This is a genomic window from Pantoea latae (assembly GCF_002077695.1).
Classification (GTDB): domain Bacteria; phylum Pseudomonadota; class Gammaproteobacteria; order Enterobacterales; family Enterobacteriaceae; genus Pantoea; species Pantoea latae.
In genome coordinates this window covers 174,032-192,833 of sequence record NZ_MWUE01000026.1, presented here as the reverse complement: position 1 = coordinate 192,833, position 18,802 = coordinate 174,032, and the positions used below count along the sequence as shown (strand labels likewise).

19 protein-coding genes and 1 other annotated feature are annotated in these 18,802 nt (G+C 56.3%); of the genes, 7 read left to right on the top strand and 12 right to left on the bottom strand.

The window, feature by feature from the left end; genetic code table 11:
- Positions 1–272: 272 nt before the first annotated feature.
- The 3 genes from clpB to rluD form a co-directional block, all read right to left on the bottom strand.
- A complete protein-coding gene (gene clpB / locus B2J69_RS17945; protein WP_081140986.1) occupies positions 273–2,846 on the bottom strand; it encodes an ATP-dependent chaperone ClpB in 2,574 nt (857 codons plus the stop codon).
- A gap of 125 nt (positions 2,847–2,971) precedes the next feature.
- Positions 2,972–3,700, bottom strand: a complete 729-nt coding sequence (yfiH, locus tag B2J69_RS17940) for a purine nucleoside phosphorylase YfiH (protein ID WP_081140985.1) — start codon at positions 3,698–3,700, stop codon at positions 2,972–2,974.
- Positions 3,697–4,677 (bottom strand): 23S rRNA pseudouridine(1911/1915/1917) synthase RluD, encoded by a 981-nt coding sequence (gene rluD, locus B2J69_RS17935; protein ID WP_081140984.1) that lies wholly within the window; start codon positions 4,675–4,677, stop codon positions 3,697–3,699. The genes yfiH and rluD overlap by 4 nt, the downstream gene beginning before the upstream one ends.
- A gap of 131 nt (positions 4,678–4,808) precedes the next feature.
- On the opposite strand from rluD, the gene bamD reads away from it, so the two are divergent.
- The 4 genes from bamD to pheA all read left to right on the top strand — a co-directional run bounded on the left by bamD (position 4,809) and on the right by pheA (position 7,553).
- Positions 4,809–5,543 (top strand): outer membrane protein assembly factor BamD, encoded by a 735-nt coding sequence (gene bamD / locus B2J69_RS17930; protein WP_081141000.1) that lies wholly within the window; start codon positions 4,809–4,811, stop codon positions 5,541–5,543.
- A gap of 272 nt (positions 5,544–5,815) precedes the next feature.
- Positions 5,816–6,142: a ribosome-associated translation inhibitor RaiA gene (gene raiA, locus B2J69_RS17925; RefSeq protein ID WP_081140983.1), complete on the top strand. Its 327-nt coding sequence runs from the start codon at positions 5,816–5,818 to the stop codon at positions 6,140–6,142.
- A 97-nt stretch (positions 6,143–6,239) separates the two neighbouring features.
- Positions 6,240–6,364, top strand: a sequence feature (Phe leader region).
- Entirely contained in the window at positions 6,241–6,288 is a 48-nt protein-coding gene (gene pheL / locus B2J69_RS23930) for a pheA operon leader peptide PheL (RefSeq protein WP_100703679.1), read from the top strand. (Overlaps the previous feature by 48 nt.)
- Positions 6,365–6,386: 22 nt before the next feature.
- Positions 6,387–7,553: a bifunctional chorismate mutase/prephenate dehydratase gene (gene pheA, locus B2J69_RS17920; RefSeq protein ID WP_081140982.1), complete on the top strand. Its 1,167-nt coding sequence runs from the start codon at positions 6,387–6,389 to the stop codon at positions 7,551–7,553.
- 31 nt (positions 7,554–7,584) lie between these two features.
- Here pheA and tyrA read toward each other — a convergent pair whose 3' ends face one another.
- Entirely contained in the window at positions 7,585–8,706 is a 1,122-nt protein-coding gene (gene tyrA, locus B2J69_RS17915) for a bifunctional chorismate mutase/prephenate dehydrogenase (RefSeq protein WP_081140981.1), read from the bottom strand.
- Between the two features lie 6 nt (positions 8,707–8,712).
- Positions 8,713–9,792, bottom strand: a complete 1,080-nt coding sequence (locus B2J69_RS17910; RefSeq protein ID WP_081140980.1) for a 3-deoxy-7-phosphoheptulonate synthase — start codon at positions 9,790–9,792, stop codon at positions 8,713–8,715.
- A gap of 288 nt (positions 9,793–10,080) precedes the next feature.
- Here B2J69_RS17910 and B2J69_RS17905 point away from each other — a divergent pair, with 288 nt between their 5' ends.
- Complete coding sequence (locus B2J69_RS17905; protein ID WP_081140979.1) at positions 10,081–10,611, top strand: GNAT family N-acetyltransferase; 531 nt, start codon at positions 10,081–10,083, stop codon at positions 10,609–10,611.
- Between the two features lie 68 nt (positions 10,612–10,679).
- On the opposite strand, the gene rplS is transcribed toward B2J69_RS17905, so the two are convergent.
- The 5 genes from rplS to ffh all read right to left on the bottom strand — a co-directional run bounded on the left by rplS (position 10,680) and on the right by ffh (position 14,188).
- On the bottom strand, positions 10,680–11,027 hold the full coding sequence (gene rplS, locus B2J69_RS17900) for a 50S ribosomal protein L19 (RefSeq protein ID WP_033752010.1): 348 nt from the start codon (positions 11,025–11,027) through the stop codon (positions 10,680–10,682).
- Positions 11,028–11,069: 42 nt separating this feature from the next.
- Positions 11,070–11,831: a tRNA (guanosine(37)-N1)-methyltransferase TrmD gene (gene trmD / locus B2J69_RS17895; protein ID WP_094078528.1), complete on the bottom strand. Its 762-nt coding sequence runs from the start codon at positions 11,829–11,831 to the stop codon at positions 11,070–11,072.
- A 35-nt stretch (positions 11,832–11,866) separates the two neighbouring features.
- Positions 11,867–12,415 (bottom strand): ribosome maturation factor RimM, encoded by a 549-nt coding sequence (gene rimM, locus B2J69_RS17890; protein ID WP_081140977.1) that lies wholly within the window; start codon positions 12,413–12,415, stop codon positions 11,867–11,869.
- Positions 12,416–12,433: 18 nt separating this feature from the next.
- Complete coding sequence (gene rpsP / locus B2J69_RS17885) at positions 12,434–12,682, bottom strand: 30S ribosomal protein S16 (RefSeq protein ID WP_007893313.1); 249 nt, start codon at positions 12,680–12,682, stop codon at positions 12,434–12,436.
- A gap of 144 nt (positions 12,683–12,826) precedes the next feature.
- Positions 12,827–14,188 carry a signal recognition particle protein gene (gene ffh, locus B2J69_RS17880; RefSeq protein ID WP_081140976.1) on the bottom strand — a complete coding sequence of 454 codons (1,362 nt, stop codon included), beginning with the start codon at positions 14,186–14,188 and terminating at the stop codon, positions 12,827–12,829.
- Between the two features lie 168 nt (positions 14,189–14,356).
- Here ffh and B2J69_RS17875 point away from each other — a divergent pair, with 168 nt between their 5' ends.
- Together B2J69_RS17875 and B2J69_RS17870 are read left to right on the top strand one after the other, a co-directional pair.
- Entirely contained in the window at positions 14,357–15,154 is a 798-nt protein-coding gene (locus B2J69_RS17875) for a cytochrome C assembly family protein (protein ID WP_081140975.1), read from the top strand.
- Positions 15,155–15,171: 17 nt separating this feature from the next.
- Complete coding sequence (locus tag B2J69_RS17870; RefSeq protein ID WP_081140974.1) at positions 15,172–16,458, top strand: HlyC/CorC family transporter; 1,287 nt, start codon at positions 15,172–15,174, stop codon at positions 16,456–16,458.
- 57 nt (positions 16,459–16,515) lie between these two features.
- Here the strand turns inward: B2J69_RS17870 and luxS are convergent, their stop codons facing one another.
- Together luxS and gshA are read right to left on the bottom strand one after the other, a co-directional pair.
- Positions 16,516–17,031 carry an S-ribosylhomocysteine lyase gene (gene luxS, locus B2J69_RS17865; RefSeq protein ID WP_081140973.1) on the bottom strand — a complete coding sequence of 172 codons (516 nt, stop codon included), beginning with the start codon at positions 17,029–17,031 and terminating at the stop codon, positions 16,516–16,518.
- 149 nt (positions 17,032–17,180) lie between these two features.
- Positions 17,181–18,785: a glutamate--cysteine ligase gene (gene gshA / locus B2J69_RS17860; protein WP_081140972.1), complete on the bottom strand. Its 1,605-nt coding sequence runs from the start codon at positions 18,783–18,785 to the stop codon at positions 17,181–17,183.
- Positions 18,786–18,802: the final 17 nt, after the last annotated feature.

Here is an 18,802-nt window from a genome sequence, read left to right as displayed (position 1 = left end):
TATATTACGCTACTCTCCTTCGGAGTCAACCCCTTTTTTTCAGGGACTTCATCCGGCGACTCAGCTGCCTGAGTCTCCTGAACACCGCATTCCGTAAGCCGTTGTGCCGTGTCAGTGGAGGCGCATTATAGGGAGTTCTTCCGGGCTGACAAGTGCTAATTCAAACTTTTTTGCCGACTGCCTGTTTTCCAGGCAATACGGCTTAAAATGCATCAAAATCACCGTTTTTAGCGAAAAAAAACGGGCCCGCAGGCCCGTTTCGCAACAGTCAGTTATTGATGAGCAACGATTTCGCCCTCTTTAACATCCATTTCGATGGTTTTTCCCGGCACCAGCTGACCGGAAAGGATCTGCTGCGCCAGCGGGTTTTCTATCTGCTGTTGAATCGCGCGTTTCAACGGACGCGCACCGTAAACCGGATCGTAGCCGGTTTCGCCCAGCAGCTTCAGCGCCTCGTCGGAGATATGCAGCTGATAGCCGCGCTCATCCAGACGTTTATACAGCCGCTGCAGCTGAATCTGCGCAATAGAGGCAATATGCTGCTCGCCCAGCGGATGGAACACCACCACTTCGTCGATACGGTTAACAAACTCCGGACGGAAGTGGTGACCGACAACATTCATCACCACATCTTTCATCTCTGCATAGTTCAGCTCGCCGAAGCGTTCCTGAATCAGATCAGAGCCCAGGTTCGACGTCATGATCACTACTGCATTGCGGAAATCGACGGTGCGGCCCTGCCCGTCGGTCAGACGGCCATCGTCCAGCACCTGTAGCAGAATGTTAAAGACATCCGGATGCGCTTTCTCGACTTCATCCAGCAGAATAACCGAGTAAGGACGGCGTCGTACCGCTTCCGTCAGGTAGCCGCCCTCTTCATAACCGACATACCCCGGAGGCGCGCCCACCAGCCGCGACACGGAATGTTTTTCCATAAACTCCGACATATCGATACGCACCATCGCGTCGTCGCTGTCAAACAGGAAGTTCGCCAGCGCTTTGCAGAGTTCGGTTTTACCGACGCCGGTCGGACCGAGGAACAGGAACGAACCGATTGGGCGATTGGGATCTGACAGGCCAGCGCGGCTACGGCGAATGGCGTTCGACACCGCCTCCACCGCTTCGTCCTGTCCAATCACGCGGCTATGCAGCTCCTGCTCCATACGCAGCAGCTTATCGCGCTCGCCTTCCATCATGCGCGCCACGGGAATACCGGTCCAGCGCGCCAGCACGTCGGCGATTTCGACATCGGTCACGCGGTTGCGCAGCAGCTTCATGGTTTTACCTTCAGACTGCGTCGCGGCCGCCAGCTGTTTTTCCAGCGCCGGGATCTTGCCATACTGCAGCTCCGACATCTGCGCCAGGTCGCCAACGCGACGCGCCTGCTCCAGCGATAAACGCGCCTGCTCCAGTTCCGCCTTAATATTCTGCGTGCCAGAGAGCGAGGCTTTTTCTGCTTTCCACTCCTCTTCCAGCTCAGCGTACTCGCGCTCTTTCTGATCGAGTTCGCTTTCCAGCATCTCCAGACGCTTAATGCTGGCGTCGTCAGACTCTTTCTTCAGCGCCTGCTGCTCCAGCTTCAGCTGGATGATGCGACGCTCAAGGCGATCCAGCGACTCCGGTTTAGAGTCGATCTGCAGACGAATGCTGGACGCCGCCTCGTCGATCAGGTCGATGGCTTTATCCGGCAGCTGACGGTCGGCGATATAACGATGCGACAGCGTTGCCGCCGCAACAATCGCCGGGTCGGTGATCTGCACATGGTGATGCAGCTCATAGCGCTCTTTCAGACCGCGCAGAATCGCGATGGTATCTTCCACGCTCGGTTCGGCAACGTAGACCTTCTGGAAACGACGCTCCAGCGCGGCGTCTTTCTCTATGTACTGGCGATACTCATCAAGCGTCGTCGCGCCAACGCAGTGCAGTTCGCCGCGCGCCAGTGCCGGCTTCAGCATATTGCCGGCATCCATTGCGCCGTCGGCTTTACCAGCGCCGACCATAGTATGCAACTCATCGATAAACAGGATAACGTTGCCTTCCTGCTTAGAGAGATCGTTGAGCACGCCTTTCAGGCGCTCTTCAAATTCGCCGCGATATTTTGCGCCCGCCACCAGCGCGCCCATATCCAGCGCCAGCACGCGGCGGCCTTTCAACCCTTCCGGCACTTCGCCGTTAATAATGCGCTGCGCCAGCCCTTCTACAATGGCGGTTTTACCCACGCCCGGTTCGCCAATCAGCACCGGGTTATTTTTAGTGCGGCGTTGCAGCACCTGAATAGTGCGGCGGATCTCTTCGTCACGGCCGATAACCGGATCGAGCTTGCCCTGTTCGGCGCGCTCGGTCAGGTCAATTGTGTATTTTTTCAGTGCCTGGCGCTGATCTTCAGCCCCTTGATCGTTCACGTTGTCTCCTCCACGCAGCTGTTCAATCGCTTTGGTTAGCTTGTCAGTGGTCGCACCAGCCGATTTCAGCAAATCGGCTAAGGAGCCGCGCGAGTCGAGGGCCGCCAGAACAAAGAGTTCAGATGAGATAAAGTTGTCGCCGCGCTTTTGCGCCAGCTTGTCGCACAGGTTGAGCACGCGCACCAGGTCGGCGGAGGGCTGAACATCCCCTTCGCTGCCTTCTACCTGCGGTAAACGGTTGATGGCCTGCTCGACGCCGTTGCGCAGAGCAGCCACATCAACCCCTGCTGAAGATAATAACGGACGAACGGATCCGCCTTCCTGATTAAGCAGCGCGCTCATCAGATGCAGAGGTTCGATAAATTGGTTGTCGTGTCCCAGAGCAAGGGACTGCGCGTCGGCAAGGGCCAGTTGGAATTTATTGGTAAGACGATCCAGACGCATGATTCCTCCCATTACAGGTCAAAATGCTACTGGAGATTAAAATGAGGTCATGCCTCAAATTTTCAAGGTTAATGACCTGCTCTGTGAGCAAAAAATCCGCTACTGGATCGTCTTGTGGCGTAAGGTTATCTCAGCCAAATTAAAGAAGCCATACGCCCGGTGGTTCCGTCGCGTCGGAAGGAGAAAAATTCGCCACTCTCATGAAAGGTGCAGCGTCGCGCCATGCTCACGGAGGTGACGCCCGCTTTCTCCAGCCGCTGCTGGGCGAGCAGCCAGATGTCGGCGAAATACTTTGCGCCAGCCGGACGAAAAGCCTGCTGGGCACGTGCGTCTTTCGCCATAAAAGCATCCCGCACTTCGCTGCCGACTTCGAACGCGTCGGGGCCGATAGCGGGTCCAAGCCAGGCGTGTATCTGGCTGGCGGGCGCAGCAAACTGCGCCAGCGTATTTTCCAGCACGCCGCCGCAGAGGCCGCGCCAGCCGGCATGGGCTGCCGCCACTTCTCTGCCGTCACGGGAACAGAACAGCACCGGCAGGCAATCCGCCGTCATCACCGCGCACACCACGCCCGCTTCGCGCGTGATGCAGGCATCCGCCTGTAAGATTCCCGTCTGAGAGAAAGGGAGACGAACCACCCCGGTGCCGTGAACCTGCTCAAGCCAGCGCGGCATCTCCGGCAGCCCGGCGCGCGTCACCAGACGTTGCCGGTTAGCGGCGACGTGCGCCGGTTCGTCGCCGACGTGGCTGCCCAGGTTAAAGGCGTTCCACGGCGCCAGACTCACGCCGCCGTCGCGCAGCGTCGAACAGGCGCCCACGTTGGCGGGCGCGGGCCATTCGGGCAGGATCAGACTCACAGCCAGTCCAGCTGATCGCGGAACTCGTCGGTGTCCGCCTTCAGCACCTCGATCAGATCGACCATATCCTGCGGCAGCGGCGCATGCCACTCCATTTCGATACCGGTAATCGGATGATAGAGACGCAGCATGGTCGCGTGCAGCGCCTGGCGATCGAAGGCGCGCAGCGTCGCAATAAACTGATCCGAAGCGCCTTTCGGCGGACGCGGACGACCGCCATAGAGCGGATCGCCCACCAGCGGATGGTTAATGTGCGACATATGCACACGGATCTGGTGCGTACGACCGGTTTCGAGGCGCAGACGCAGCCGCGTATGGGCACGGAAGTGCTCCATAATACGGTAGTGCGTCACCGCCGGTTTGCCCATCGGATGCACCGCCATATGGGTGCGTTTGGTCGAGTGACGGCTAATCGGTTCATTCACCGTGCCGCCTGCCGTCATGGTGCCAATCGCCACCGCTTCATACTCACGCGTGATTTCGCGCAGCTGCAGCGTCTCCACCAGGTGCGTCTGCGCCGGTACGGTTTTCGCCACCACCATTAAGCCGGTGGTGTCTTTATCCAGTCGATGCACGATACCGGCGCGCGGTACATCGGCAATAGCGGGATAGTGATAGAGCAGCGCATTGAGTACGGTGCCGTCGGGATTGCCGGCGCCAGGATGCACCACCAGATCGCGCGGCTTGTTGATCACCAAAATATCATCATCTTCATAGACGATGTTCAGCGGGATGTTTTGCGCTTCCCAGCGCTGCTCTTCTTCGATTTCTGCATCGATAGCGACCTGTTCGCCGCCCAATACTTTCTCTTTCGGTTTATCGACGATCGCGCCGTTAACGCTGACGCGCCGGTCCAGGATCCACTCTTTTATGCGCGAGCGTGAATAATCAGGGAACAATTCCGCCAAAGTTTGATCTAAGCGTTGTCCCAGCTGCGCTTCGGAGACCGTTGCGGTGAGTTGAACTAGTTGTGCCATATACAGCTTCTTCGTTAACGTTGGGTTTTCACGGCGATGCCGTTTAATATAATGTGCTATCGTACCTGGTCATTACCGGGAGCTATACGGACAGCTTCCGCCATAACAAATTTGAGGATAACCATTTCGTCATGACGCGTATGAAATATCTGGTGGCTGCTGCCACACTGAGCCTGGCCCTTGTGGGTTGTTCCAGCTCAAAGGACACAGTACCGGACAGCCCGCCTTCCGAAATCTACGCTACCGCTCAGGAAAAGCTGCAGGACGGTAACTTTAAAGCGGCGATTAAGCAACTGGAAGCGCTGGACAACCGTTATCCTTTTGGTCCTTATTCTCAGCAGGTACAGCTTGATTTGATCTATGCCTACTACAAAAACGCCGATTTGCCGCTGGCGCAGGCTGCTATAGATCGCTTTATGCGTCTTAACCCGACCCATCCGAACATTGACTACGTTATCTATATGCGCGGCCTGACGGATATGGCGCTGGACGACTCCGCGCTGCAGGGCTTCTTTGGCGTTGATCGCTCTGACCGCGATCCGACCCATGCCCGCGACGCGTTCCGCGACTTCTCGCAGCTGGTGCGTAACTATCCCAACAGCCAGTATGCGGCCGATGCGCAGAAACGCCTGGTTTATCTGAAAGACCGTCTGGCGAAGTATGAGCTCTCGGTGGCGCAATTCTATACTAAGCGCGAAGCTTATGTCGCGGTTGTTAACCGTGTTGAAGGTATGATGCGTGATTATCCCGATACGCAGGCCACGCGCGACGCGCTGCCGCTGATGGAAAAAGCCTACCGTAATCTGCAGCTGAATGCCGAAGCGGATAAAGTCGCGAAAATTATCGCGGCAAACAGCGCCAGCTAATTTTCAACTCAGCAGAAAAGAAAAAGCAGCCGTCAGGGCTGCTTTTTTTGTGCGGAAAATCACCGTTTTTACAATTTCTCCGCCGGGCTAACCCAACAATAATGCGCCTCTCCCTGCCCTGATTCAAGGTCTTTCGGCGACATTCCCACCCTTTCTCACAAATCATTTCCGTTGACAAAAAGTGACATTTTTTCGTGATCTGAATCACACATTTCATCGCTCAGCGCGTTATGCTGGATCTACCCAGACGGAAATGACAGAGAGGTAGACCTATGATTCTGAACATTACCAGCAAACAAATGGAAATCACCGCGGCTATCCGCGACCATGTCGAAGACCGTCTCGCCAAGCTGGAAAAATGGCAAGCTCATCTGATAAATCCGCACATCGTTCTCTCTAAAGCGCCGAAAGAGTTTGTGGCCGACGCCACCATTACTACGCCAAACGGCACGCTGGTCGCCAGCGCTAAGCACGAAGATATGTATACGGCGATCAACGATCTCATCGGCAAGCTTGAGCGACAGCTGAACAAGGTTCAGCATAAGCCGGAAGCCCGTCGGGCCGCGACCAGCGTAAAAGCCTTTACGCCCGTCACGTAATCACCCAGTTTTGACTAACGCGCCTGCGGGCGCGTTTTTTATTGACAGCTTTTAATCAGTGCGGGTACTCTCAGACGACTTCTTGAATGGAAATCATCATGAAACATCTGCCGTTTTTCTTCGCTTTCTTTTTTACCTTCCCCTGACTGGGAGGCAATTCGTCGTGTGAAAACGAAAGCGAAGACGAACAACAAAGCCTCCCAACCGGGAGGCTTTTTTATTGGACAGCTTACAGGTGAGCCCTATGAATCCCGACAATCCTTTGCTGGCGCTGCGTGACCAAATTAGCGCCGTTGATGAGAAACTGTTGACGCTGCTGGCGGAGCGACGCGCCCTTGCCGTAAAGGTCGCTGAAGCGAAGCTGGCGACGCACCGCCCTATTCGCGATATCGAACGCGAACGCGCGCTGCTGGAGCACCTCATCGTACTCGGCAAAAAGCATCAGCTGGATGCGCACTACATCACGCGGCTGTTTCAGCAAATCATTGAGGATTCTGTGCTGACGCAGCAGGCGCTGCTGCAGAAAAACCTGAACCACGCGCACGCGCTGGCGGCCCGCATCGCCTTTCTCGGCCCTAAAGGCTCTTACTCGCATCTGGCCGCGCGCCAGTATGCGGCCCGTCACTTCGACTCCATGGTGGAGATCGGCTGTCTGAAGTTTCAGGACATTATTCGTCAGGTTGAGAATGGTCAGGCTGACTATGCGGTGCTGCCGATTGAGAACACCAGCTCCGGCTCAATTAATGACGTTTACGATCTGCTGCAGCAGACCAGCCTTTCTATTGTTGGCGAACTGACTCAGCCGATCGATCACTGCGTGCTGGTCACCGGCACCACCGACCTGCAGCAGATTGAAACCGTCTACAGCCATCCGCAGCCTTTCCAGCAGTGCAGCCAGTTTATTAGCCGCTTCCCACACTGGAAGATCGAATATACCGAAAGCACCGCCGCCGCGATGGAAAAAGTCGCGGCGCTGAACTCGCCGAAAGCAGCCGCGCTGGGCAGCGAAGCGGGCGGCGAGCTTTATCATCTTCAGGTGCTGGAGCGCAATCTGGCCAATCAGCAGCAAAACCATACGCGCTTTATCGTGCTGGCGCGCAAAGCTATCGCCGTTTCCGATCAGGTTCCGGCGAAAACCACGCTGCTGATGGCGACCGGCCAGCAGGCGGGCGCGCTGGTTGAGGCGCTACTGGTGCTGCGTCAGCATAACCTGATTATGAGCAAGCTGGAGTCGCGCCCGATTAACGGTAATCCGTGGGAAGAGATGTTTTATATCGACGTGCAGGGCAATCTGGAGTCTGACAGCATGCAGCAGGCGCTGCAGGAGCTGAAAGCGCTGACGCGCATGCTGAAGGTGCTGGGGTGTTATCCCGGCGAGAATGTCGTCGCGGTCGAGCCGCGCAGCGCATAACAAAACGGCATCCCGAGGGATGCCGTTTTTTTTACGGTCGGCTGTCGTTAGCGGAACGCAGCAGGCTGCGGCTTTCCACCATAAAGCGTTTAGCGTGATCGCCAAACCAGTGTTCGACGCGATTGAAGCTGCTGATAAACGCCTGTTTATCGCCCTGCTCCAGCAGCGTAATCGCTTCGCCAAAGCGCTGATAGTAGCGTTTGATCAGCGCCAGATTGCTCTCCGAAGACATAATAATGTCCGCATAGAGTTGAGGATCCTGGGCAAACAGCCGCCCCACCATCGCCAGCTCCAGACGGTAAATCGGCGACGAGAGCGCCAGCAGCTGATCGAGGTTGACGTTCTCTTCTGCCAGATGCAGCCCGTAGGCGAAGGTGGCAAAGTGGCGCAGCGCCTGAATAAACGCCATATTCTGGTCGTGCTCCACCGCGCTGATGCGATGCAGCCGTGCGCCCCACACCTGAATCTGCTCCAGGAACCACTGATAGGCTTCAGGCTGACGCCCGTCGCACCAGACCACCACCTGTTTCGCCAGGCTACCGCTGTCCGGACCGAACATCGGATGCAGACCCAGCACCGGGCCCGCGTGCGCCGCCAGCATCGCCTGCAGTGGACGGTTTTTGACCGACGCCAGATCCACCAGAATACAATCTTCCGGCAGCGGCGGCAGCTGGGCGATGACCTGCTCCGTCAGATGGATCGGCACGCTGATAATCACCATGCCGGCATCGCCTAGCAGCGACGGCGCGCGATCCCAGTCCTCTTTATCCAGCGTTTTGACGCTGTAGCCCGACAAGGTCAGCATGCGCGCGAACAAGCTGCCCATCTGCCCTTTGCCGCCGACAATCACTACCGGACGCAGTGCCGGATTAAGCGTTTTAAAGCCTTTGTCGTTCTCGCTGGTGTAAGACTCGCGCATCACGCGGCGCAGAATATCCTCAATCAGATCGGGGGGCACGCCAAGCGCCTCCGCCTCTTTGCGGCGCGAAGCCAGCATCGACGCTTCGCGCTCCGGCACATAAATGGGCAAGCCGTAGCGGCTCTTTACTTCGCCGACTTCAGCCACCAGTTCCAGCCGTTTCGCCAGCAGATCCAGCAGCGCCTTATCGACGGTATCAATTTGATCGCGCAGCGCGGTCAGTTCAGCCACCATTGCTCATTACACCTCGTGTGACAGACGCGCCGACAGCACCTCTTGCAGATCCTGATGCATCTCGCGCAGCAGCGTTGCGGTGGTTTCCCAGTTGATGCAGGCATCGGTAACGGAAACGCCGTATTTCATTTCGCTGCGCGGCTGCTCGGAAGATTGATTACCTTCATTGATGTGGCTCTCCAGCATCAGGCCAATAATCGAGCGGTTGCCATCTTTGATCTGGGCAATCGCCGATTCGGCGACGCCAGGCTGGCGGCGGTAGTCTTTGTTAGAATTGCCATGGCTGCAATCTATCATCAAGGCCGGGCGCAGTCCCGCTTTGACCATCTCTTTTTCGCACTGCGCGACATCTTCCGGGCCGTAGTTAGGCGCTTTGCCGCCGCGCAAAATAACGTGACCGTCTGGATTGCCCTGCGTTTGCAGCAGGCAAACCTGGCCGGCCTGATTAATGCCGACGAAACGGTGCGGCATGGAGGCAGCGCGCATGGCGTTGATGGCGGTACCCAGGCTGCCGTCGGTACCGTTCTTAAAGCCGACCGGCATCGAGAGGCCAGACGCCATTTCACGATGCGTTTGCGACTCGGTGGTGCGCGCGCCGATCGCCGACCAGCTGAAGAGATCGCCAAGGTATTGCGGACTATTTGGATCGAGCGCTTCGGTCGCAAGCGGTAGGCCCATCTCCACCAGGTTCACCAGCAGCTGGCGCGCGATATGCAGACCGGCTTCCATATCAAAGGAGTTGTCCATGTAGGGATCGTTGATCAACCCTTTCCAGCCGACGGTGGTGCGGGGTTTTTCGAAATAGACGCGCATAACGATATAGAGCTGATCCTTCAGCTGGTCAGAGAGATCTTTCAAGCGGCGAGCGTAATCCAGAGCGGCTTCGGTGTCATGAATCGAACAAGGGCCACATACCACCAGCAGGCGCGGATCGCGGCCGGCGATGATATCGGAAATCGTCTGACGCGAAGCGGCAATTTGCGCTTCCTGCTGAGCGCTCAGCGGGAATTTCGCTTTCAGCTCTTCCGGTGTGATCAAGATTTGTTCGTCAGCGATATGGACATTGTTCAGCGCGTCTTTTTGCATGATTACGATCCTTTTTTCCTCGTTATGCGGTTAGTGATCCTCTGACAGGATGCGAATACTGTATCACAGCACGTAAAACAAGCAATCCACCTATGTACACTTTTATTACCAACAGAACTTACAAGATTAAGAATCCTTATTTAAATCATTTATAAACAATGAATTAAATAAATAAACTCACCTGTCACTGAGTTGAACTAGTAAAGATATCGTTACATAAGCTATTTAGCCTTTAGCAATGTCGCCTGATAAGCTAGCCTTACGCCTCTCTTTCCAATGGAAAAGCCCATGCCTCCAGCGATCCAGCTTCGCCCGTTTACCCTGGCAGACATCCCGGCCTTCACTGCGGCCGTAAACGCCTCTCTGGATACGTTGCGGCCCTGGATGGTCTGGGCGCATCCAGACTATCAACCTGAAGAAGCGGCCAGCTGGATCGCTTTTACTCAGCAGCAGCGAATAAAGGGTGAGGCAGAAGAGTTCGCCATCGTAGACGATCGGGATCGTTTGCTGGGCGGCGCCGGGATCCGTTTTGCCCGTGAACCGGGACAGCTTGCCGCGCTGGGATACTGGGTGCGCAGCGACAGCCAGCGTCAGGGCGTAGCCAGCAGCGCCGTCGCGCTTTTGCTTGCACGGGGATTTGCGCGACCAGAGATAAACGCAATAGAAATCCTCGCGGCGGAAGAGAACCACGCCAGCCGCGCGGTGGCGGAGCGCTGCGGCGCGCGTTTTATCGATATGCGCTACGGCTTAATCGTGCTGGAAAGCGGGCCGGTGAACACGGCGATATACCATGTGCATCGTCCCGAGACGCAGCCATAAAAAAAGGGGCTGGCATCACGCCAACCCCTTGTTTGCTATTAACTTTTAGATGTCGCGTTAGCGATACCTTAGTTAAGACGCTCTTTGATACGAGCTGACTTACCAGTACGCTCACGCAGGTAGTACAGTTTGGCTTTACGCACAGCACCACGACGTTTGACAGAAATGCTGTCGATGACCGGAGAGTGAGTCTGGAAGACACGCTCAACGCCTTCGCCGTTAGAAATCTTACGAACAGTGAATGCAGAGTGCAGACCGCGGTTACGGATAGCGATAACCACGCCCTCGAATGCCTGCAGACGTTTCTTAGAACCTTCAACGACCCATACTTTCACTTCCACGGAATCACCCGGGCGGAAGGAAGGTACGTCCTGTTTCATCTGCTCTTGTTCAATTTGCTTGATAATGTTGCTCATAATTAAATCTCTTATCCTGGGTAAACTGATAGTCGCGGGAGATTACTCTGCCGCCTCATCGTTTTGTTGCTGATGTTCCCGCTGGAACATTTTCAGCAACCTTGCTTGCTCTTCAGTCAGAGCCAGGTTTTCCAGAAGTTCAGGTCTTCTTAGCCAGGTTCGGCCCAGCGACTGTTTCAGGCGCCAACGGCGAATCTCAGCATGGTTGCCGGACAGTAACACTGCCGGTACCTCCATGCCTTCCAGCACTTCAGGTCGGGTATAGTGGGGACAATCCAGCAAACCGTCAGAGAACGAATCCTCCTCGGCCGACGCCTGCTTGCCCAGTACGCCAGGAATTAACCGGGCCACTGAATCAATCATCGTCATGGCTGGCAGCTCGCCGCCGCTAAGCACGTAGTCGCCGATTGACCATTCTTCGTCAATTTCGGTTTTAATCACGCGCTCATCAATACCTTCGTAGCGTCCGCAGACCAGAATTAACTTCTGCTGCGTCGCCAGTTCGCAAACGCCCTGTTGGTCGAGTTTGCGTCCCTGAGGTGACAGATAGATCACCCTGGCCCCTTCTCCCGCCGCCGCTTTCGCTGCGTGGATTGCATCCCGTAAGGGCTGCACCATCATCAGCATTCCCGGTCCGCCGCCGTAAGGACGATCGTCCACCGTGCGGTGCCGGTCGTGAGCGAAGTCGCGAGGACTCCAGCTCTCGATGCTGAGCAGGCCATTTTTTACTGCCCGGCCAGTTACCCCGTAATCGGTAATTGCGCGAAACATCTCTGGAAAGAGGCTAATAACACCAATCCACATCGTTTTCGCCGCTACGTTACCTTGCGATTCGGAGATCAAAAACCAGGATCCCAGTCTACTTCAATGACGCCAGTAGCGAGATCGACTTTCTTGATAACCTGTTCATCGAGAAACGGAATTAACCGCTCCTTCACACCGAACGCATCTTTCAGGTTCGCCTTCACGACGAGAACGTCGTTCGAGCCGGTCTCCATCATATCGATGACTTTGCCCATCTCGTAACCGTCAACGTTGACCACCTGGAGACCCATCAGGTCTTTCCAGTAGTAATCACCGTCGGTGAGTTCCGGCAGCTGCGTCGAGTCGACCGTAATTTCGCAATGGGTCAACTGCGTCGCCGCATCCCGATCGTCAATGCCTTTGACTTTGATGATCAGGTCCTGATTGTGATGCCGCCAACTCTCCAGCTCAACCTGCTGCCATTTACCGGCGCGCTGAATGAACCAGGGTTGGTAGTCGAAGATACTTTCGGCCGCTTCGGTGGAGGAAAACACTTTGAGCCAGCCACGTATGCCGTAGGCAGCGCCCATTTTGCCCAAAACAAGGGGCTTAACGGGAGGCTGTGCGGCAACTTCTTTGCTCATGCTCACCACCGTGACAGATTAAGCTGCTTTTTTTGCTTCTTTGATCAGCGCGTTAACGCGATCAGAAAGCGTTGCGCCCTGGCCAACCCAGTGCTCGATGCGGTCCAGATCCAGACGCAGACCTTCAGCCTGACCAGATGCGATCGGGTTGAAGAAGCCAACGCGCTCGATGAAGCGACCATTACGTGCATTGCGGCTGTCAGTAACGACGACCTGATAGAACGGACGCTTTTTCGCGCCGTGACGTGCCAAACGAATTGTTACCATAACATCCTCTTAAGTTAATAAAACAACCGGGCCCCATTGAGGGAACGGGGCCCGGGTGCAATATAAAAAGCCCGAAAATTTTACTCATTTCGGCGCAAAAAGCAACCTGTCAGGGCAACCTTTCGGGCTTTTATTGCCGAACGCCTAGCGTCCGGGGAATCCTGGCGGCATCATGCCCTTCATGCTGCGCATCATTTTCGCCATGCCGCCCTTCTTCATTTTCTTCATCATACGCTGCATGTCGTCGAACTGCTTAAGCAGGCGGTTAACGTCCTGCACCTGCATGCCGGCGCCGGTGGCGATGCGACGCTTGCGCGAGCCTTTGATAATTTCCGGCTTTTCGCGCTCTTTGCGCGTCATGGAGTTGATAATCGCCTCCATACGCACCAGCACCTTATCGTCCATCTGCGACTTCACGTTGTCCGGCAGCTGGCCCATGCCGGGCAGTTTGCCCATCAGGCTCGCCATGCCGCCCATGTTGCGCATCTGCTTAAGCTGCTCAAGAAAGTCGTTGAGATCGAAGCCGTCGCCGGTTTTGAGTTTTTTCGCCAGCTTTTCCGCCTGATCGCGGTCAACCTTGCTCTCAATGTCCTCAATCAGCGACAGCACGTCGCCCATGCCGAGGATGCGCGAGGCGATGCGATCGGGATAGAACGGCTCCAGCGCCTCGGTCTTCTCGCCGACGCCCATAAACTTAATCGGCTTGCCGGTGATATGACGAATCGACAGCGCGGCACCGCCGCGTGCGTCGCCGTCGACTTTAGTCAGGATCACGCCGGTCAGCGGCAGCGCTTCGTTAAAGGCTTTCGCCGTGTTCGCCGCATCCTGACCAGTCATGGCGTCCACCACAAACAGCGTCTCGACCGGGTTGATCGCGGCGTGCACCTGCTTGATCTCGTCCATCATCGCTTCGTCGACGTGCAGACGACCGGCGGTATCCACCAGCAGCACGTCATAGAACTGTAGCTTCGCCTCTTTCAGCGCGTTCTTAACGATGTCGACCGGCTTCTGGCTCAGATCGGACGGGCAAAAATCGACGCCAACCTGCTGCGCCAGCGTTTCAAGCTGTTTGATCGCCGCCGGGCGATAAACGTCCGCAGAGACGACCAGCACTTTCTTCTTGTGCTTCTCACGCAGGAATTTACCCAGTTTGCCGACGCTGGTGGTTTTACCGGCACCCTGCAGACCCGCCATCAGCACCACGGCCGGCGGCTGTGCGGCCAGGTTAAGCGCGTTATTCTCCGCGCCCATCGCCGCAACCAGCTCGTTGCGCACGATCTTGATAAATTCCTGGCCCGGGGTCAGGCTTTTGTTAACGTCATGACCCACCGCGCTCTCTTTGACGCGGTTGATAAAGTCGCGCACCACCGGCAGCGCGACATCCGCCTCCAGCAGCGCCATGCGCACTTCGCGCAGCGTGTCTTTGATGTTGTCTTCTGTCAGCCTTCCGCGGCCGCTGATATTGCGCAGGGTTTGCGACAAACGATCGGTTAAATTGTCAAACATTGTCTCTCACTCAAAAAAAATCGCGAGGCGCCTGATCGGCATAATGCGGCGGATTATAACACGAAGCTGCAACGATCTCTGCTATTGCGCCTCAGATCGGTTGGAGGCGGCTTCCGCTGGCGCTATACTGCCTTTTTCCTTTCATCTCGCTGATACCTGTAAGGATCTATGTCCGTTTTCTCGCTTCTGGCGCTGTTCGCCTACTCCCTGAGTCTTGCACTGATCATTCCCAGCCTGTTGAAACGCAACAGCGGATGGCGGCGAATGGCGGTGCTCTCCGCCTGCGTCGCGCTGGTGGCGCACGCCGTGGCGCTGCAGCAGCGGATTTTTGCCGTCGACAGCGGGCAAAATCTCAGCCTGTTGAATATCGGCTCGCTGGTAAGCCTGCTGATCTGCGCCATTATGACTATCGTCGCGTCGCGCAATCGCGGCTGGCTGCTGTTGCCGATCGTCTACAGCTTCGCGCTGATTAATCTGGCGTTCGCCACCTTTGTGCCTAACGCCTTTATCACCCATCTGGAAACCACGCCGGGCATGATGATCCACATTGGCCTGTCGCTGTTCGCCTACGCGACGCTGATCATTGCCGCGCTCTATGCGCTGCAGCTGGCATGGATCGACTATCAGCTGAAGAACAAAAAGCTGGCCTTCACCCAGGATATGCCGCCGCTGCTGAGCATCGAGCGCAAAATGTTTCATATCACGCAGGTGGGCGTGGTGCTGCTAACGCTGGTGCTCTGTACCGGCTTGTTTTATATGCATAACCTGTTCAGCGCGGAGAACGTCGACAAAGCGGTGCTCTCTATCCTCGCCTGGTTTGTCTACATCGTTTTGCTCTGGGGCCACTATCATGAAGGCTGGCGCGGGCGTCGCGTGGTGTGGTTCAACTGCGGCGGCGCGCTGCTGCTGACCATGGCCTACTTCGGCAGCCGTGTTTTACAGCACCTGCTGACTCACTCGTCTTAACACAAGGAATTGCTTCGTTGGAACAGGTTTCAACCACCACCTTAATCATTATCTTAATCGTTATGGTTCTGGTTTCCGCCTGGTTCGCCGGGTCGGAAACCGGCATGATGACGCTTAACCGCTACAAGCTGCGCCATCAGGCGAAAAACGGCAGCCGCGCCGCGCGTCGGGTGGAAAAGCTGCTGCGCCGTCCCGATCGTCTGCTTAGCCTGGTGCTGATCGGCAATAACCTCGTCAATATCCTGGCCTCGGCGCTGGCCACCATCGTCGGCATGCGTCTGCACGGCGATGAAGGCGTGGCGATCGCCACCGGTATTCTGACCTTTGTGGTGCTGGTCTTTGCCGAGGTGCTGCCGAAAACCGTGGCGGCGCTCTACCCCGAACGCGTCGCCTTCCCCAGCAGCTTTCTGCTGGTGCCGCTGCAGTACGTCATGCTGCCGCTCGTCTGGCTGTTGAACACCATTACCCGCCTGCTGATGCGCATGGCCGGGATCAAAACCGAGAGCGCCAGCACGTCGGCGCTGAGCAAAGAAGAGCTGCGCACCATCGTTTATGAGTCGCGCAGCCTGATGTCGCGTCGCAATCAGGACATGCTGCTGTCGGTGCTCGATCTGGAGAAGGTCAGCGTCGACGACATCATGGTGCCGCGCAATGAGATCGTCGGCATCAATATCAACGACGACTGGAAGTCAGTGATGCGCCAGCTCAGCCATTCGCCTCATGGCCGCATCGTGCTGTTTCGCGACTCGCTGGACGACTGCGTCGGCATGCTGCGCGTCCGCGAAGCCTGGCGCACCATGACCGAAAAGAAAGAGTTCAACAAAGAGACCCTGCTGCGCGCAGCCGATGAGATCTATTACGTGCCGGAAGGCACGCCGCTTAACATTCAGCTGGTGAAGTTTCAGCGCAACAAAAAGAAAGTGGGTCTGGTGGTCGACGAATATGGCGACATCAAAGGGCTGGTGACCATCGAGGATATTCTTGAAGAGATCGTCGGCGACTTCACCACCTCAATGTCTCCTACCCTTGCGGAAGAAGTGATGCCGCAAAACGACGGCTCCGTGCTGGTGGAAGGCAGCGCCAACGTGCGTGAAATCAACAAGGCGTTTAACTGGCGCCTGCCGGAGCAGGAGGCGCGTACCATTAACGGCATGCTGCTGGAAGCGCTGGAGGAGATCCCGGAAATCAACACCCGGGTGAAGGTCGCTGACTACGCTATCGATATTCTCGACGTGCAGGACAATATGGTGAAGCAGGTGCGCATTACGCCGCAGACGCCGCTAAAAACCTCTGTTGGCTCCTGACGTCTAATCATAAAAAACGCCGCATCGTAGCGGCGTTTTTTTTCAGGCAGCGACAGGCTAGATGTGCAGCTCTTTCAGCTTCTCTTGCGGCAGCTTCAGATCTTCGTTGCGGTTGACGCCGATATCGTGCGCCAGCACGTTACGCGCGATCTGCTGCGCCTCATCCAGCGAGTGCAGCTTGTAGCTGCCGCACTGGTATTCGTTCAGCTCTGGGATCTGATTCTGATCCTTCACTTTCAGCACATCTTCCATCGCCCCTTTCCAGGCGCTGGCAACGCGCTGCTCGTCCGGCGTGCCGATCAGGCTCATATAGAAACCGGTGCGGCATCCCATCGGAGAGATATCGACGATTTCTACGCCGTCACCGTTGAGGTGGTTACGCATAAAACCAGCGAACAGATGCTCAAGCGTATGAATGCCGCGCTCAGTGAGGATCTCTTTGTTCGGACGGCAGAAACGCAGGTCGAAAACGGTGATGGTATCGCCATGGGGAGTTTTCATGGTCTTCGCCACGCGCACTGCAGGCGCGGCCATGATGGTATGGTCAACGGTAAAACTGTCCAGTAGTGGCATACGTCACCTCCTGTTTTGAAATTTTTTTATAAACGATGAAACTTTTCTGTTCGCCCAGCGTCTGAATATATGAAAGACGCGCATTTGTTATCATCATCCCTGACAACAGAGATGTTAATTTGGCCACATTGATGTGGCCTTTTTCTTTTCTAGCCTTCGCGACTGGCGAGATAAGCTTCGAAATCGAGCGTATCGCCCTCTTCCAGCGCTTTCTGCTCTGCCACCGACGCCTGCGCCTGACGCGTAAAATCTTCTTCGCTAATCACTTCCAGCGGCTCTTCGCACAGCATATGACGATACTGTTCCGCCAGCGCGATGCCGGTGCCGGTCACGCCGTTTTCCTTCATCGCGTGCAGGATGCGCGCCGAATAGGTTAGCTCAGGATCGTCGAAGGACGCCACCAGTTGATCGCAAACCTGTTGATATTGCGTGCTGCCCTGATTGCTGTCGAGCACTTCGGCGACGCGATGCAGATCGGCGAACAGCGCTTTGCCGACCTCGACCAGCGCGTGCTCGGTTTCGCTGCAGCCAACCGAAATTTTTTGATTCGGCTTACGCCCTTCCAGCACTACGCGATTCCAGTTCTGACGGCTGCACAGCAGCTCGTCGGCGCTCATTTCCGGCGCGTCGGCCAGCGTGCACCAGATCAGGAACAGGTCGAGGAAACGTACCTGGTTAGCGTCAACGCCGATAGCGGAGAACGGGTTGATGTCGAGCGAACGCACTTCGATATATTCGATACCGCCGCGCAGCAGCGCATCGGACGGCGCTTCGCCGGAACGGGTAACCCGCTTCGGACGGATCGGCGCGTAGAGCTCGTTCTCAATCTGCAATACGTTGGTATTGAGCTGCAGCCAGTTGCCGTCGGCGTCTTTGGTGCCCATAGCGGCATACTCTTCAGACGGCGTTTTAATGGCCGCTTTCAGCGCCTTTACATAGCCGTCGAGCGAGTTAAAGGTGATGCCGAGGCCGCTCTGCGACTTATTGGTGTAGCCCAGGTCGCTGAGACGCAGCGAGGTGGCATAGGGCAGCCACAGCGAATCCTTGCCGTCAGTTTCAAACGGCAGCTTGCTTTCGCGTCCCTGCAGGAAGCTGGAGCTGATTGCCGGCGAGGCGCCGAACAGATAGGGGATCACCCAGCCGAAACGGTAGTAGTTGCGGATCAGACGCAGATAGCCGGCAGAAATCGTCTCTTTTCCGCTCTCGGCATCTTTAACGTCCGCCCACTCCTGCCAGAAACTCAGCGGCAGTGAGAAGTTATAGTGGATGCCGGAGATGGTCTGCATCAGCGCGCCGTAGCGGTTTTTCAGCCCCTGGCGATAGAGGGTTTTCATGCGGCCGATGTTAGAGCTGCCGTACTGCGCCAGTTCGATGCGATCGGCATCGTCGATCAGACAGGGCATGCTAAAGGGCCACATGCGCTCCTCGCCCAGCTCACGCGCCACATGGCGATGAATATCGCGCAGGAACGCCAGCATATGGTCGATATTCTGATCCACCGGCGTGATGAACTCCAGCAGCGTCTCAGCAAAGTCGGTGGTGATCCAGTCATGCTTCAGCGCCGATCCCAGCGACTCGGGATGGCCACTTTCAGCCAGATGGCCATCAGGCTTTACGCGCAGCGTTTCGCGTTCAATGCCGCGACCAATACCTTTCAGGGCATTGGGATGCGCCTCCAGCCAGGAGAGCGCTTTAGATACGTCCGGGATCACATTAACCTCCCGCTGGGACAGTAATTTATTTTTGTTCAGCATAATGTTAACCCTAGCCT

Excerpts from the sequence above, each read along its gene's own strand:
- B2J69_RS17910 (WP_081140980.1), bottom strand. The coding sequence starts at position 9,792 with ATGCAAAAAGACGCGCTGAACAATGTCCATATCGCTGACGAACAAATC.
- rplS (WP_033752010.1), bottom strand. The coding sequence starts at position 11,027 with ATGAGCAACATTATCAAGCAAATTGAACAAGAGCAGATGAAACAGGAC.
- rimM (WP_081140977.1), bottom strand. The coding sequence starts at position 12,415 with ATGAGCAAAGAAGTTGCCGCACAGCCTCCCGTTAAGCCCCTTGTTTTG.
- raiA (WP_081140983.1), top strand. The coding sequence starts at position 5,816 with ATGATTCTGAACATTACCAGCAAACAAATGGAAATCACCGCGGCTATC.
- rluD (WP_081140984.1), bottom strand. The coding sequence starts at position 4,677 with ATGGCACAACTAGTTCAACTCACCGCAACGGTCTCCGAAGCGCAGCTG.
- trmD (WP_094078528.1), bottom strand. The coding sequence starts at position 11,831 with ATGTGGATTGGTGTTATTAGCCTCTTTCCAGAGATGTTTCGCGCAATT.
- tyrA (WP_081140981.1), bottom strand. The coding sequence starts at position 8,706 with ATGGTGGCTGAACTGACCGCGCTGCGCGATCAAATTGATACCGTCGAT.
- B2J69_RS17905 (WP_081140979.1), top strand. The coding sequence starts at position 10,081 with ATGCCTCCAGCGATCCAGCTTCGCCCGTTTACCCTGGCAGACATCCCG.
- ffh (WP_081140976.1), bottom strand. The coding sequence starts at position 14,188 with ATGTTTGACAATTTAACCGATCGTTTGTCGCAAACCCTGCGCAATATC.
- B2J69_RS17875 (WP_081140975.1), top strand. The coding sequence starts at position 14,357 with ATGTCCGTTTTCTCGCTTCTGGCGCTGTTCGCCTACTCCCTGAGTCTT.
- pheA (WP_081140982.1), top strand. The coding sequence starts at position 6,387 with ATGAATCCCGACAATCCTTTGCTGGCGCTGCGTGACCAAATTAGCGCC.
- gshA (WP_081140972.1), bottom strand. The coding sequence starts at position 18,785 with ATGCTGAACAAAAATAAATTACTGTCCCAGCGGGAGGTTAATGTGATC.
- luxS (WP_081140973.1), bottom strand. The coding sequence starts at position 17,031 with ATGCCACTACTGGACAGTTTTACCGTTGACCATACCATCATGGCCGCG.
- clpB (WP_081140986.1), bottom strand. The coding sequence starts at position 2,846 with ATGCGTCTGGATCGTCTTACCAATAAATTCCAACTGGCCCTTGCCGAC.
- rpsP (WP_007893313.1), bottom strand. The coding sequence starts at position 12,682 with ATGGTAACAATTCGTTTGGCACGTCACGGCGCGAAAAAGCGTCCGTTC.
- bamD (WP_081141000.1), top strand. The coding sequence starts at position 4,809 with ATGACGCGTATGAAATATCTGGTGGCTGCTGCCACACTGAGCCTGGCC.